We start from the raw sequence: 13868 nt of genomic DNA on the forward strand, positions 1-13868 counted from the left end.
TGAAAATGGCGTTCGCGCGTAAGGTCTGGAAACTGCTGGTGGCGATCAAGGACGGTCTGGTCCTGTTGTTCATGCTGCTGTTCTTTGGCCTGCTCTATGCGGCGCTCAGCTTTCGGCCCGTCGATGGCGCGCATGTGCAGGAAGGGGCCTTGCTGGTCGCGCTGGACGGCGTGGTGGTGGAAGAGCCGGAGGCAGTCGATCCGTTCTCGATGCTGCTATCGACCGGCACGCCCATCCGCGAGCACCGCGCGCGCGACGTGATACGCGCCATCGAAGGAGCCGCGACGGACGACCGGATCAAGGCCGTCGTGCTCGACCTCGATTATTTTCTGGGCGGCGGTCAGGTACATATGACCGAAATCGGCAAGGCGATCGACAAGGTGCGTGCCGCGAAAAAGCCGGTGCTGGCACATGCCTATGCCTATACGGGCGACGGAATGCAGTTGGCTGCCCACGCCAGCGAGGTTTGGGTCGATCCCTTGGGCGGCGCGCTTGTCGCGGGACCGGGCGGGACCTTTCTGTTCTATGGCGACATTGCCGACCGGCTGAAGGTCAATGTCCATGTCTATCGCACGGGCGAGTACAAGAGTGCTGTCGAACCCTATACGCTCAGCCGGTTTTCCGATGCCGCGCGCCGCGATATCGAGGGGACCTATGGCGCGCTGTGGGAAAACTGGGTTGACGAGGTCGCCAAGGCCCGCCCCAAGGCGAAGGCGCGCGAAGTGGCGCTCGATCCGGTAAGCGCGATACAGGCGGCGGGCGGCGACGGAGCCAGAGCGGCCCTGGCGGCGGGGATGGTCGACAAGATCGGTTCGTACGAAGATTTCGCGGCGCGCGTTGGCGAGCTGGTCGGCGAAGATCCCGATGCACCCGACGATGCGCATAGCTTCGCGCATACATTCTACACCGACTGGGTGAAGGCGGTTGCGCCGTCGAAAAAGGGCAAGGCGATCGGCGTCATCACCGTCGCGGGCGAGATCGTGGACGGCGAGGCCGGCCCCGGCACGGCGGGCGGCGACCGGATCGCGGCATTGCTCGACGATGCGCTGGAGGATGATCTCGCCGCGCTGGTGGTGCGTGTCGATTCGCCGGGCGGTTCGGTGACGGCATCGGAACGCATCCGGCAGGCGATCCTGCGCCACAAGGAAAAGGGCATTCCCGTCGTCGTTTCCATGGCGAATGTGGCGGCCAGCGGCGGCTATTACGTGTCGACGCCTGCCGACGCGATTTTCGCCGATCCGTCGACCATCACCGGGTCCATCGGCGTATTCCTTGCCGTGCCCAGCGCCGAAAATGCGTTGCCCGAATGGGGCGTGACCCCCGATTCGATCCGGACAACGCCCTTGTCGGGGCAGCCCGACCTGTTCGGCGGATTCTCGCCCCAGATGGATGCGGTGCTGCAATCGCAGGTCGAGCACAGCTATGACATGTTCCTCGGGCTGGTGTCCGACAGCCGCAAGATCACCAAGGCGAAATTGCGCAGCGACATTGCCGAGGGGCGCACATGGGCTGGCGGACCCGCGCGACAGGTGGGGCTGGTCGACCGTTTCGGCAATCTGGACGATGCGCTGGCATTTGCCGCAGAAAAGGCGGGGCTGAAAGAAGGCGACTGGCACGCGGACTATATTCAGGACGAGCCTGACCCGTTCACCGCCTTTGTCCAGTCGATGACCGAACCGGCGGAATCGAGCGGCGATGGCGATATGCTGGCGGTGATGATGGCGCGGCGCGATATGGCGGCTGGCCGTGCGGCGGGCGATCTGCTGGCATTGCTGGAAAGCCCGCGCATGCAGGCGCGCTGCATGGCATGCCCCGCGCCTTTCGCAGCCCCCGATGCAAAGCGCGGCGAATCGCTATTGCAGGCGGTCGTCGCGCGGACGGGGCTGTAACGGTCAGTCCGCAGGCGGCGGCGTTTCGGGCAGTCCCGGATCGGGATTGTCGTAATCGGGTGCGGGCGGCTCGATCTCGTCCGGTCGTGCGGGGTCGATTTCCGGCGCTTCCAGCGGGGCGGGTGTGGCCGGTGTTTCGGGCGGGGCCGCGGGCTCGATCCTGTCGGGCGCGGGTATGTTCGGGTTCGTTGCCATATCGCTGAAACGCTTGGGCGCTCGGAACGATCCGCAATCTATCAACGGTGCGAAACGCGCAATTCCGCCAACGCGCTTGCTCTTTTGCCGCCCGTCCGATAGAGGCCCGCGAGCCTGAGAATCCTGTCCGCTGGGCGGCACGGGGCAATGCGGGCGTGGCGGAACTGGTAGACGCGCCAGATTTAGGTTCTGGTATCGCAAGATGTGGGGGTTCGATTCCCTTCGCCCGCACCAGGCTCGCTGCGCAATGGACGCGGCCCTTTGTCGTCTGTGCGACCCACACAGAACGCAATACAGCGACGCCTGAAAGAGACATCATGCAGATTTCCGAAACCAAGAATGACGGGCTTGCCCGCGCTTACACCGTCAAGATCCCCGCCGGCGAGATCGCCGACAAGGTCACTGCCGAGATCAAGAAGATCGCTCCGCAGGTCCGCATGCCCGGCTTCCGCCCCGGCAAGGTGCCCGCCAATCTGGTCAAGAAGATGCATGGCGAGGCGATCCACGCAGACGTGCTGAACAAGACCGTGCGCGAAAGCGTCGACAAGGTGATGGCCGAAAACAAGCTGCGCCCCGCGATGCAGCCCGCCGTGACGCTTGGCGAAGGCTATGAAGAAGGCAAGGACGCCGAAGTCGCGATCGAGCTGGAAGTGCTGCCCGCGATCGAAACGCCGAATACCGACGGCCTGAAGCTGGAGCGCCTGGTCGTTCCCGTCAGCGACGAAGCCGTGGACGAGGCGGTGGCCAAGTTCGCAGAAGGTCAGAAGAGCTTTGTCGATGCGAAGAAAACGCACAAGGCCGGTGAAGGCGACCAGCTGATCATCGATTTCGTCGGCAAGCTGGACGGCGAGGAATTCGAAGGCGGCAAGGCCGAGGACGCTCCGCTGGAAATCGGCGCGGGCCGCTTCATCCCCGGTTTCGAGGAACAGCTGACCGGTGCGAAGACCGGCGAGGAAAAGACCATCACGGTCACTTTCCCCGAAGATTATCCTGCCGCGCATCTGGCAGGCAAGGAAGCGACCTTCGACATCACCGTGAAGGCGGTGAAGGTTCCGGGCGAAACCAAGATCGACGACGAGTTCGCCAAGACGCTCGGCCTCGAAGGTCTCGACAAGCTGAAGGAACTGCTCAAGGCGCAGCTGGAGCAGGAAACCGCCGGTCTGACCCGCACGCAGATGAAGCGTCAGCTTCTCGACGCGCTGGCCGCCGGCCATGATTTCCCTGTCCCCGGCCAGATGGTCGAAGCCGAGTTCGAGCAGATCTGGCAGCAGCTTCAGCATGAAGCGAGCCACGAGGAAGATCCCGAAGCCGCGATGAAGGAAATCGAGGCGGAGAAGGACGATTATCGCAAGATCGCCGAACGCCGCGTGCGTCTGGGCCTTTTGTTGTCGGAAATCGGCCAGGCCAATGGCGTGGAAGTGACCGGCCAGGAAATGTCGATGCTGGTGCAGCAGGCTGCGCAGCAATATCGTCCCGAAGACCGTCAGCGCTTCATGGAATATGTCCAGTCCGAACCGATGGCAGCCGCCCAGCTGCGCGCGCCATTGTATGAGGACAAGGTCGTCGACTTCCTGTTCGACAAGGCGGAAGTGACCGAACGCGAAGTGACGCGCGAGGAGCTGCAGGCCGCGATCGAGGCCGAGGAAGGCGCCGAAGCGGAAAAGAAGCCAGCTGCGAAGAAGGCTCCGGCCAAGAAGCCGGCGGCGAAGAAAGCCCCCGCCAAGAAGGCCGATGACGCTGCCGAAGGCGAAGCGAAGCCTGCCGCCAAAAAGGCGCCTGCGAAGAAAGCGCCTGCCAAGAAGGCGGACGATGCAGCGGAGGCCGAAGCCAAGCCCGCAGCCAAGAAAGCTCCGGCGAAGAAGGCCCCCGCCAAGAAGGCGGCTGACGGCGAAACCGCTGCCAAGCCTGCAGCGAAAAAGGCTCCGGCCAAGAAGCCTGCCGCCAAGAAGGCCGACGCCGAATAAGGTTTCGCAAGGCCCGAAAGCATAGGGAAAGGGGTCGCGGGCGTCAGCCTTGCGGCCCTTTTTCTTTGGTTGCCGTGCCAGTTTCTGCGGCTGCCTTGTCGTCGCAGGGCGATTTCCGGTGTATCGCGTCCATCGCCACGGTAACCCGCGCTCATCATTGTGTCGCATCGTGTCGCAGGGGCCCGTCGCACTATTGATTGACCGCGAATATTCGATCCAGAGCGGACCCGATGCCGGATGGACCGGCTATGCTGAACGGGTTTGAAGATGAGCGAGCAACATGACGCGGGGCTACGGGCCGATCTGATCGAGATCGAAAGGATCAGATTGGGCAGACGGCGGGCGCTGGGCCTGATCGGTGCGGGCGGTGGCGCATTGGTGCTGGCGGGATGCGGCGGATCGGAAGCATCCGCGACCAGTGACAGCAATGTCACCGTCAGCGATAGCGGGACGGCCGCGTCCGGGTCGGGATCGGGCACTGGAACGACCGGATCGACCGCCACCGGCAGTTCGTCGGGCAGCTGCACCGCCTTTGCGAGCGAGACCAACGGCCCCTATCCCGCCGATGGCACCAATAGTTCGCGCGGCTTAAGCTCGAATGTCCTGGTCGAAAGCGGTGTGGTCCGCAGCGATATCCGCTCCAGCTTTCTGGGCGGATCGACGACCGTGGCCGAGGGAATAGAGCTGACGATCACGCTGCGTCTGGCCGATGTGAACGACAGCTGCGGCGCATTGGAAGGCTATGCCGTCTATCTGTGGCACTGCGACGTAGAAGGCGATTACTCGCTTTACGACCAGCCGAACGAAAGCTGGCTGCGCGGTGTGCAGGTCGCCGATGAAAACGGCGAGGTAACCTTCACCACGATCTGGCCCGGCTGTTATAACGGGCGCTTCCCGCATATTCATTTCGAGGTCTATTCCTCGATCGATAACGCAACCAGCGGGCGTTATGCCGTGTTGATATCGCAGATTGCCATGCCCGATGACGCCAATCAGACGGTCTATGCGACGCAGGCCTATGCCAGCAGCCAGTCGAATTATGCGGGCGAATCGATCGGCGGCGACAATGTGTTCGGCGACAACACCACCGACCAGATGGAAGCGATGACCGCCAGCGCCAGCGGATCGGTAACGGCGGGTTTTACGGCCGAAGTGACAGTCGGTATCGCGACCTGAGGAAGCCACAACTTCTCACACTCGGGAAGCGGTGCCGGTCTGCCCGCACCCTCCGCCGCGTTCTTCCTGTGCCGAACGGCGCGTCAGCGGCCCCTGATCTGTCCTGATATGGGGCCGAATCGCCCAAGGGATGCAGCATGCGGTGGAGGGTGCGGTAAACGGGGTTGAACATGTGCAGGCAAGGCCCGACATAGGCGGTCCAGATTGCACAGAGGATTTCATGAATCAGATCGGGAACATGCGGATCGACCCCGAAACCGGCGCGCTCGTGCCCGTGGTCGTCGAACAGACCAGCCGCGGCGAACGCAGCTTCGACATTTTCTCGCGCCTTTTGCGCGAACGCATCGTCTTCGTAACCGGACAGGTCGAAGACCATATGGCATCGCTTATCGTGGCGCAGCTGCTCTTCCTTGAATCGGAAGACAGCACCAAGGATATCTCGATGTATATCAACTCGCCGGGCGGCGTCGTCACGGCGGGCATGGCGATCCATGACACGATGCAATATATCAAGCCGCGCGTATCGACCGTTTGTATCGGTCAGGCGGCGTCGATGGGCAGCTTCTTGCTGGCTGCAGGCGAACCGGGCATGCGCATCGCGCTTCCCAGTGCCCGCGTCATGGTGCACCAGCCCTCGGGCGGCGCGCAGGGCATGGCATCGGATATTGAGATCCAGGCCCGCGAAATCCTGCGCATCCGTCGCCGGATGAACGAGCTTTACGTGAAATACACCGGCAAGCCGCTGGAAGAGATCGAGCGTGCGATGGATCGCGACACCTTCCTCGAGGCAGAGGAAGCCAAGGAATTCGGTATCGTCGACAAGGTATTCGTGTCGCGCGCCGACGCGGCGGGCGGCGAAGCCTGATATCGCTTGACGGGTGGCCGGCGGGCGCAGCATGCCTGCCGGCCATCCCGTTGCTCTCGGGCATATGCGGCGCAGTCGCATTCCGGCCCGAAAGGGGCATGCGATGCCCGCCCGGCTTAGCATTTTCGCTATGCGCATTGACTCTTTAATCGGATATACAGAGCGTTGCAATTATGCACTGTATGGCCGGGTGTGTTGTGCGCCTGCGGTTGATTCTCTGTGACAGCCGCGTAAGTTTGAGTTTGGCCCGAATCTGCGGGCGTTTTACGAGACTTTTATGACCAAAGTTAGCGGATCGGACAGCAAGAGCACTTTGTACTGCAGCTTCTGCGGGAAGTCGCAGCACGAGGTGCGCAAGCTGATCGCCGGACCCACCGTTTTCATCTGCGACGAATGTGTCGAGCTTTGCAACGACATCATCCGCGAGGAAACGAAGGCAGGCATCGCGGGCAAGAAAGATGCAGGCGTTCCCCCTCCGATCGAGATTTTCGAGACACTGAACGATTACGTGATCGGTCAGGACCGGGCGAAGCGCGTGCTTTCCGTCGCGGTGCACAACCATTACAAGCGGCTGCGCCATTCGGGGAAGTCGAGCGACGTCGAACTGGCGAAGTCGAACATCCTGCTGGTCGGTCCGACCGGTTCGGGCAAGACGCTGCTGGCCCAGACGCTGGCGCGCACTTTCGACGTGCCCTTCACCATGGCCGACGCGACGACGCTGACCGAAGCCGGTTACGTGGGTGAGGATGTGGAGAACATCATCCTCAAGCTGCTCCAGTCATCCGACTATAATGTCGAGAAGGCGCAGCACGGCATCGTCTATATCGACGAGATCGACAAGATCACGCGCAAGGCCGAAAACCCCTCGATCACGCGCGACGTATCGGGCGAGGGCGTGCAGCAGGCTTTGCTGAAGCTGATGGAAGGCACCACTGCCAGCGTTCCGCCGCAGGGTGGGCGCAAGCATCCGCAGCAGGAATTCCTGCAGGTCGACACGACGAACATCCTGTTCATTTGCGGCGGCGCTTTCGCGGGTCTGGAAAAGCTGATTTCCGACCGTCTGCAAAAGCGTTCGATCGGCTTCGGCGCGCATGTCGCCGATCCCGAAAAGCGCAAGGTGGGCGAACTGCTGTCGAAGGCAGAGCCGGAAGACCTTCTGAAATTCGGGCTGATCCCGGAATTCGTCGGCCGTCTGCCGGTGATCGCCACGCTGGAAGACCTTGATGTCGAGGCGTTGGTCAAAATCCTGAAAGAGCCCAAGAACGCGCTGGTCAAGCAGTACCAGAAGCTGTTCGAGCTTGAGGATGTGCAACTGACCTTCACCGACGATGCACTTGAAGCGATTGCCGCAAAGGCGATCCAGCGCAAGACCGGTGCACGCGGTCTGCGTTCGATTGTCGAGGCGATCCTGCTCGACACCATGTTCGATCTGCCCACGCTGGAAGGCGTTTCTGAAGTGGTGGTCGACAAGGACGTCGTCGATGGCCGGAAGGAGCCTGTGCAGGTTCTGAAGGGCAAGGAAGCGGCCGCCTAATCGCGTAGGCGAGCATTGGCGGACAAGAATTGGCGCGGCCCGACCATTTGACCGGTCGTGGCCGCGCTTTTCTTGGGGCGATCCCGATTCTGGCCCCCTGCGCGCGTGCGATCATGCGCCGGCTAGACCCCGTGCGGCGCGAAAAGCACCGGTTGATGAACGATCCGTCGATCGACCTCTTTCAGCCCTTTCCGACCACGGGGGAAGACCGTTATCCGCTGCTGTTCGCCGAACTGGCCCGCAAGCTGGACGGCATGGAAAGGCCGCGCGTTCTCTCTTACGGTTGCGCTTCGGGTGAGGAAGTACGCAGCCTGCGTCGCCATCTGCCGCACGCCGAGATCGTGGGATTGGATCCGAACAGGCTGGCCATCGGCAAGGCGCGCCAGCGGGACGGGCACCCGCTGTCTTCCTATCGCATTGCCGATGCGCCAGATCCGGACGAGACATTCGACGCCATTCTGGCAATGGCCGTATTTCGCCACGGATCGCTGGAGGATGACGCGCCTGCGACCTGCACCGCGATCATGCCCTTCGCGCGGTTTGCGGCGGGCGTTGCGCGTTTGGACAGGGTACTGGCGCCAGGCGGATGGCTGGCGATCTGGCACAGCCATTTCCGCTTTGCCGATTGCGCGGTTGCTGCCGCCTATGAAGCCGATCGCTTCACCATGGCGGACCATGACCCGATGACCTTGCTGTACGGCCCCGACGATCGCCGCATCGACACTATCAGCGAGAGAGCAGTGCTATATCGCAAGCGTCAGACGATGTGATCGCTGGCCAACCGGCAACCGGCATGGCCCGTTTCGACCTGCAAGGTAACATGGCCGATGCCATGATCATGCTCCAGCCTGTGGGCCAGCGCGTCGAGCACTTCGTCGCCCGGATGGCCGCCCGGCATGACGAGATGGGCCGTCAGAGCATTTTCCGTCGTGCTCATCGGCCAGACGTGCAGATCGTGGACGGCGGCAACGCCCGCTTCGCTTTCCAGCACGCTGCGCACCTGGGCCATGTCGATCCCGTCGGGGACGGCCAGCAGGCCCATCTTCACCGAATCCTTCAAAAGCCCCCACGTACCGACCGCGATGATCGCCACGATGGCCAGTCCCGCCACCGGATCGATCCAGTTCAGCCCCGTCAGCGCGATCAGCAGCCCTGCGATCACCACGCCTGCCGAAACGGCCGCATCGGCGGCCATATGCAGATAGGCGCCGCGTATGTTCAGATCGTCGTCCTTGCCGCGAATGAACAGCAGGGCGGTTACCGTATTGATGACGATCCCGATGCCCGCCACGATCATGACCGCGCCCGGTTCGACCGGAGCGGGATCGAACAGCCGTCGTACGGTCTCTATCGCGATAGCCCCGAGCGCGACCAGCAGCAGCGCCGCATTGGCCATGGCGGCAAGGATCGAGCTGGACTTGAGGCCATAGGTAAAGCGTTCCGATGGAGGTCTGCGGGCCGCTGCGCTGGCGCCCCAGGCGATCAGCAGCGACAGCACATCCGACAGATTGTGCCCCGCATCGGCCACCAGCGCCATCGACCCGAACCAGAAACCGGCCCCCGCCTCCAGAGCGACGAACACGGTGTTGAGTGCAATGCCGATCGCAAAGGCTCGGTCGAAACTGGCGGGAGCATGGCTGTGCGAATGGCCGTGCCCATGCCCGTGCCCATGCCCGTGCGAATGTCCATGGTGATGATCGTGTGAATGATGATGCGCGAAACCCATGCCGACGATTCTTAACGGCTTATGCGCAAGGCGAAAGTGGCTTGTGATAATCGTTGCAAAAATGCCGCAGTGCACAATGAACTGACCTATCTGTCAGTCCCCGGCATTTAATTGCGCGCGCCTGAAACGCCTTGAAGATCAAGGAAAACTGCGGATTTGCGAGCCTGTGACAAAAGGAAGTCAGCGAAACCGGTTTCTGTTGTCACTTGCTCGTCATAATTCTCCGCTTATGGCGCGGCGCAGCAAGGGCGCGAATTTCCAAGCGGCCTGCCGTTCGCAAAACCATTCAGGGACCAATTCAGCCATGAAGAAATTGCTTCTTCGCAGCACCGCGATCATCGCAGTGGCAGTGCCTGCCGCCGCGCACGCACAGTCGACCGGCTCGATCGACTTCGAAGACGAGATTATCGTTACCGGCGCTCTGTCGACCGATGTCGGCGGTGTCGAAATTCCCGACACGCCCAAGGCCAAGGTGCAGCTCGATTCCGAACTGATCCTGCGCCAGGTGCCCGGCCAGACGATCAACGATACGCTGAACCTGGTCCCCGGTGTCAGCTTCACCAACAACGATCCGTTCGGTTCGCTGGGTGGCAGCTTCACCATTCGCGGCTTCTCGTCTGACCGCATCTCGCAGACGCTCGACGGTATTCCGCTGAACGATTCGGGTAACTACGCCCTTTACACCAACCAGATGATCGATCCCGAGATCATCGAGAGCGCGACCGTCAGCCTGGGTTCGACCGATGTCGACAGCCCGACCGCTTCGGCAGCGGGCGGCACCGTCAACATCCGCACAAAGACGCCCGACGACGATTTCGGCATCATGACTGCGCTGACCTATGGCAACATCATCTCGCGCGGCGATCCGGGCGACCGCATGATGTATCGCGTCTTCGCCAAGGTCGAGACCGGCGAACTGACGGCGGGCGGTCTGAAGGCTTACTTCACCGCTTCCAAGACGCAGAACGATTCCACGTTCTCGAATTACGGCGGCGTCGACAAGCAGCAGTATAACGGCAAAATCTTCCAGCCGTTCGGTGACAATGGCGATTTCGTTGCGGTGGCGGGCCACTACAACGAGAACCGCAACAACTTCAACGGTTCGCCTTTCCGTTACACTGGTGAACCCAGCCCGATTCAGAATCCGGAAGACCGCTTTTACGATCTGTATGACGGCACGCCCTGCCAGACCGACGAACCCGAAGCTGGCGTAGCAGATACGACTAACAGCTGCGGCAGCCCGTTCGAGCGCCGCTATAATCCTTCGAATACCGGCAACGTGCGCATCAATTCGCGTTTCACGCTGGCTGATCCGCTGGTCCTGACTGTCGATCCTTTCTACCAGTATGTAAAAGCCAATGGCGGTGGCACGTCCACTGCCTATGAGTATGGGCAGGGCGACCTTGACGTCGACGGTTCGAATGGTGGCGGCATTTTTGGCGTTATAGGTGGCCGTTATTATACTGGCATCGATCTGAACGGTGATGGCGATCTGCTCGATGCGGTCCGCGCACTTTCGCCGAGCCAGACCCAGACGCACCGGTATGGCGTGATCGCCAACCTCGCTTGGGAACTGAACGACTTCAACCGCGTGCGCGTCGCCTATACTTATGACCGTGCCCGTCACCGTCAGACTGGACAACTCGGCTACCTCTATCGCAATGCCGAGCCCTATGACGTTTTCCCCGTCAACGATCCGATCCTTGATGCGAACGGCATTGAGGTCAACAAGCGCGACCGTAAGTCAATTGCGGAACTTCACCAGATTTCGGGCGAATATCGTGGCGAATTCTTCGACGATGCGCTGACCGTCCTGCTGGGTGCCCGCGTGCCGTTCTTCAAGCGCGAGCTAAACCAGTATTGCGTTACCACCGACTCGGGTGGCAATGTGAACTGCATCAACGGTGCCGACGCGATTGACGATTATCTTGTTGCGAACCCGACCTATGTCGGCCCGACGTCGCGTACTGTAGACTACAGCAAATTCCTGCCGAATGTCGGCGCGACCTTCAATATCACGAATGATTTCAACATCTTCGCCAGCTATGCCAAGAACATCTCCGTTCCCGGCACGGATGCGCTGTATGGTGCTATCTTCGCTGATCTTGAGCCCGATCCGGAAACGTCGGATTCGTTCGATCTTGGCCTTCGCTGGCAGAACCGCAACATCCAAGCGCAGCTGACCGGCTGGTTTAATGGCTACCAGAACCGTTTGGCATCGGCATACAATCTGGAATGCGATTGCACGATCACCCGTAACCTCGGCAAGGTCGAGAAATACGGTATCGACGGCAGCATCGCCTATCGTCCGATCAGCGACCTGCTGTTCTATGTCTGGGGCTCGTATCTCGAATCCGAGATTAAAGACGATGTGCAGACGAGTGCCACAGAATTTGCCGCAACTTCCGGTATGCGTGAGGCAGGTGCGCCCGACTATATGATCGGTGGTCGCGTGCAGGGTACGCTGGGTCCGGTCGAACTGGGTGCGCAGGTGAAGCGGACGGGTTCGCGTTACCTGAACGACATCAACACCATCAAGCTGCCCGGCTATACCACTGCCGACCTCGACCTGCGCCTGGCGCTGGGTCACTTCGCGGAGGCACTGGAGGAAAGCTATGTGCAGTTCAACGTGACCAACATCTTCGACGAGGTGTATATCGGTTCGGCTCCGACCGGCCTGACCACCTCGGGTGAATATGTGAACATTGGCGCGCCGCGCGCCTTCACCGCTTCGCTGATCTGGGGCTTCTAAGCCTCAACAGCCGAACGGCGTAGAACAGGGCGGCGGCGCTTCTACGGAAGCGCCGCCGCTTTGCGTTTTTCCCCTATTCGTAAACGCAGCCATCCAGCCCTTCGTTCGCCACCACATTGATCCGCGATGCGATCGTATTGCCGTGGCGACGCAGCCAGCCCGACGGGCTTACCACGGCACGCTCCTTGGGCAGTGGCAGGGCAGCGGCCATGCGCGCGGCCTCGCTGCGGCTCAGCGTTTCGGCGGAATGCTTGAAATAGCGCTGCGATCCGGCCTCTGCACCGTATGTGCCGATGCCGGTTTCCGCGACATTCAGATAGACTTCCATGATCCGGCGTTTGCCCCAGATATTCTCGATCAAAAGCGTGAACCAGGCTTCCAGACCTTTGCGGAAATAGCCGCCGCCCTGCCACAGGAAGACGTTCTTCGCGGTTTGCTGGCTGATGGTGGAGCCGCCACGGATACGGCCTCCCTGCGCATTGCGCGCCATGGCGCTGGCGATGGCTTCGGCATCGAAACCGTCGTGGGTGCAGAACTTTGAATCCTCTGCCGCGATCACGGCGCGGACCAGATTGCGGTCGATATTCTCCAACGGCTCCCAGTCCTTGGTGATGCCGTTCTCGTCCATGACCATGGTGGCGGTGACCGGCACGGGCACAAAACGGAACATCAGGGTGAGGAGGAGGCTGAGTACGACAAGAGCGAGTATCAGCTTGACGATGAAGAATGTGATGCGTCGGATCATGATGCTGCATCTAGCGCAGCTTTGCCCGGTGCAAAACGGTTCTGCCATTGTTGCCGTGTCGGATCATCGCGGGTGCGTTGCCATTCGGCCTTTGCCTGCGCCGCCGCTTCGCTAGGCTGCCTGCCCCATAACAGGAACAAGCGGGAGCGAGCGATGCAAGGCAGTCAGGTCAAAACGGCGGTCATTACCGGTGCAAGCTCGGGCATCGGGCTGGCCGCGGCAGAGGCTTTGCTGCGGCGGGGATGGCGCGTCATCGGCGTGGGCCGCGATCCCGTGCGCACCGCTGCGGCGCAGGACATGTTACGCAGCAGAATGCCCGATGGGGATATCACCATGCTGCAGGGCGATCTGTCCCTAATGGCCGAAGCCGACCGTCTGGCGGCGGCGATCGGCGGATTGACCGACCACGTAAACCTACTGGCGAATAATGCGGGCGGTATGGCCGACGCGCAGCGCATGACTGCCGAAGGGCTGGAAGAGAATTTTGCCGCCAATCATCTCGGTCCGTTCCGGCTGACCCAACGGTTGCAACCTCTTCTGCTTGCCGCGGTCAAGGATGGCGGGGCGAGGGTGGTGATGACGTCGTCGGACGGGTCGGAAATGATCCCCGGCATCGACTGCGACGATTTGCAAAGCCTGTCCGGCTGGAGTCCCGGGAAAGCCTATTGCACCGGAAAGCTGGCCAATGTGCTGTTCGCCCGCGCTTTGGCGCAGCGTTGGGGGGAAGACGGGATCATGGCGCATGCCTTTCACCCGGGCACGGTCGACAGCAATTTCTTTACCCATGTTCCGGCGGAAACGCGCCGCCATACAGACGCGATGGCCAAGATCACACCGGAACAGGGTGCCGAAACTCTGGTCTGGTTGGCGATTTCGCCCGAAGCGGGCGAATGCAACGGGGGCTATTGGTCGGACTGCCAACCGCGCAAACCGAATCCCGTGGTCGAGCAGGATGGCCTGCCCGACCGGTTCTGGGAAGCCAGCGAAAAACTGCTGGCGAAGGTTTCCGGTTGAGTCCCCGC

The 13868-nt window shown here is 61.5% G+C and carries 11 protein-coding genes and 1 tRNA gene; 9 read left to right on the forward strand and 3 right to left on the reverse strand.

All coding sequences use genetic code 11. The features are described from left to right. Positions 1-5: 5 nt before the first annotated feature. Entirely contained in the window at positions 6-1889 is a 1884-nt protein-coding gene (gene sppA / locus LOZ74_RS02150) for a signal peptide peptidase SppA (RefSeq protein WP_230292692.1), read from the forward strand. A gap of 3 nt (positions 1890-1892) precedes the next feature. Here sppA and LOZ74_RS02155 read toward each other — a convergent pair whose 3' ends face one another. Next, a complete protein-coding gene (locus tag LOZ74_RS02155) occupies positions 1893-2084 on the reverse strand; it encodes a hypothetical protein (protein ID WP_230279068.1) in 192 nt (63 codons plus the stop codon). A 149-nt stretch (positions 2085-2233) separates the two neighbouring features. Here LOZ74_RS02155 and LOZ74_RS02160 point away from each other — a divergent pair. From LOZ74_RS02160 to LOZ74_RS02185, 6 genes are all read left to right on the forward strand, one after another. Continuing rightward, positions 2234-2318: transfer RNA gene (locus tag LOZ74_RS02160), tRNA-Leu, on the forward strand. An 83-nt stretch (positions 2319-2401) separates the two neighbouring features. Beyond that, the gene (gene tig / locus LOZ74_RS02165; RefSeq protein ID WP_230292693.1) at positions 2402-4048 is read left to right on the forward strand and encodes a trigger factor; all 1647 of its coding nucleotides are present in this window, start codon (positions 2402-2404) and stop codon (positions 4046-4048) included. A gap of 267 nt (positions 4049-4315) precedes the next feature. Beyond that, on the forward strand, positions 4316-5224 hold the full coding sequence (locus tag LOZ74_RS02170) for an intradiol ring-cleavage dioxygenase (protein WP_230292694.1): 909 nt from the start codon (positions 4316-4318) through the stop codon (positions 5222-5224). Between the two features lie 220 nt (positions 5225-5444). After that, on the forward strand, positions 5445-6089 hold the full coding sequence (gene clpP, locus LOZ74_RS02175) for an ATP-dependent Clp endopeptidase proteolytic subunit ClpP (RefSeq protein ID WP_230279065.1): 645 nt from the start codon (positions 5445-5447) through the stop codon (positions 6087-6089). Between the two features lie 277 nt (positions 6090-6366). Beyond that, positions 6367-7623, forward strand: a complete 1257-nt coding sequence (clpX, locus tag LOZ74_RS02180) for an ATP-dependent Clp protease ATP-binding subunit ClpX (protein WP_230279064.1) — start codon at positions 6367-6369, stop codon at positions 7621-7623. A gap of 131 nt (positions 7624-7754) precedes the next feature. Further along, complete coding sequence (locus tag LOZ74_RS02185) at positions 7755-8393, forward strand: trans-aconitate 2-methyltransferase (protein WP_230292695.1); 639 nt, start codon at positions 7755-7757, stop codon at positions 8391-8393. Here LOZ74_RS02185 and LOZ74_RS02190 read toward each other — a convergent pair. Further along, complete coding sequence (locus tag LOZ74_RS02190) at positions 8381-9349, reverse strand: cation diffusion facilitator family transporter (protein ID WP_230292696.1); 969 nt, start codon at positions 9347-9349, stop codon at positions 8381-8383. The two genes, LOZ74_RS02185 and LOZ74_RS02190, sit on opposite strands and share 13 nt — an antisense overlap. Positions 9350-9653: 304 nt before the next feature. On the opposite strand from LOZ74_RS02190, the gene LOZ74_RS02195 reads away from it, so the two are divergent. Next, positions 9654-12101 (forward strand): TonB-dependent receptor, encoded by a 2448-nt coding sequence (locus tag LOZ74_RS02195; RefSeq protein ID WP_230292697.1) that lies wholly within the window; start codon positions 9654-9656, stop codon positions 12099-12101. 73 nt (positions 12102-12174) lie between these two features. Here LOZ74_RS02195 and mtgA read toward each other — a convergent pair whose 3' ends face one another. After that, entirely contained in the window at positions 12175-12846 is a 672-nt protein-coding gene (gene mtgA, locus LOZ74_RS02200) for a monofunctional biosynthetic peptidoglycan transglycosylase (protein WP_230292698.1), read from the reverse strand. A 153-nt stretch (positions 12847-12999) separates the two neighbouring features. Here mtgA and LOZ74_RS02205 point away from each other — a divergent pair, with 153 nt between their 5' ends. Next, complete coding sequence (locus LOZ74_RS02205) at positions 13000-13860, forward strand: SDR family NAD(P)-dependent oxidoreductase (RefSeq protein WP_230292699.1); 861 nt, start codon at positions 13000-13002, stop codon at positions 13858-13860. The last annotated feature ends 8 nt before the right edge of the window (positions 13861-13868 follow it).

Source organism: Croceicoccus sp. Ery5 (assembly GCF_020985325.1).
In the GTDB taxonomy this organism is placed as follows: Bacteria; Pseudomonadota; Alphaproteobacteria; order Sphingomonadales; family Sphingomonadaceae; genus Croceicoccus.

Bases quoted from the DNA above. Each gene is read 5' to 3' on its own strand.
- sppA (WP_230292692.1), top strand. From the start codon at position 6: ATGGCGTTCGCGCGTAAGGTCTGGAAACTGCTGGTGGCGATCAAGGAC.
- LOZ74_RS02155 (WP_230279068.1), bottom strand. From the start codon at position 2,084: ATGGCAACGAACCCGAACATACCCGCGCCCGACAGGATCGAGCCCGCG.
- tig (WP_230292693.1), top strand. From the start codon at position 2,402: ATGCAGATTTCCGAAACCAAGAATGACGGGCTTGCCCGCGCTTACACC.
- LOZ74_RS02170 (WP_230292694.1), top strand. From the start codon at position 4,316: ATGAGCGAGCAACATGACGCGGGGCTACGGGCCGATCTGATCGAGATC.
- clpP (WP_230279065.1), top strand. From the start codon at position 5,445: ATGAATCAGATCGGGAACATGCGGATCGACCCCGAAACCGGCGCGCTC.
- clpX (WP_230279064.1), top strand. From the start codon at position 6,367: ATGACCAAAGTTAGCGGATCGGACAGCAAGAGCACTTTGTACTGCAGC.
- LOZ74_RS02190 (WP_230292696.1), bottom strand. From the start codon at position 9,349: ATGGGTTTCGCGCATCATCATTCACACGATCATCACCATGGACATTCG.
- LOZ74_RS02195 (WP_230292697.1), top strand. From the start codon at position 9,654: ATGAAGAAATTGCTTCTTCGCAGCACCGCGATCATCGCAGTGGCAGTG.
- mtgA (WP_230292698.1), bottom strand. From the start codon at position 12,846: ATGATCCGACGCATCACATTCTTCATCGTCAAGCTGATACTCGCTCTT.
- LOZ74_RS02205 (WP_230292699.1), top strand. From the start codon at position 13,000: ATGCAAGGCAGTCAGGTCAAAACGGCGGTCATTACCGGTGCAAGCTCG.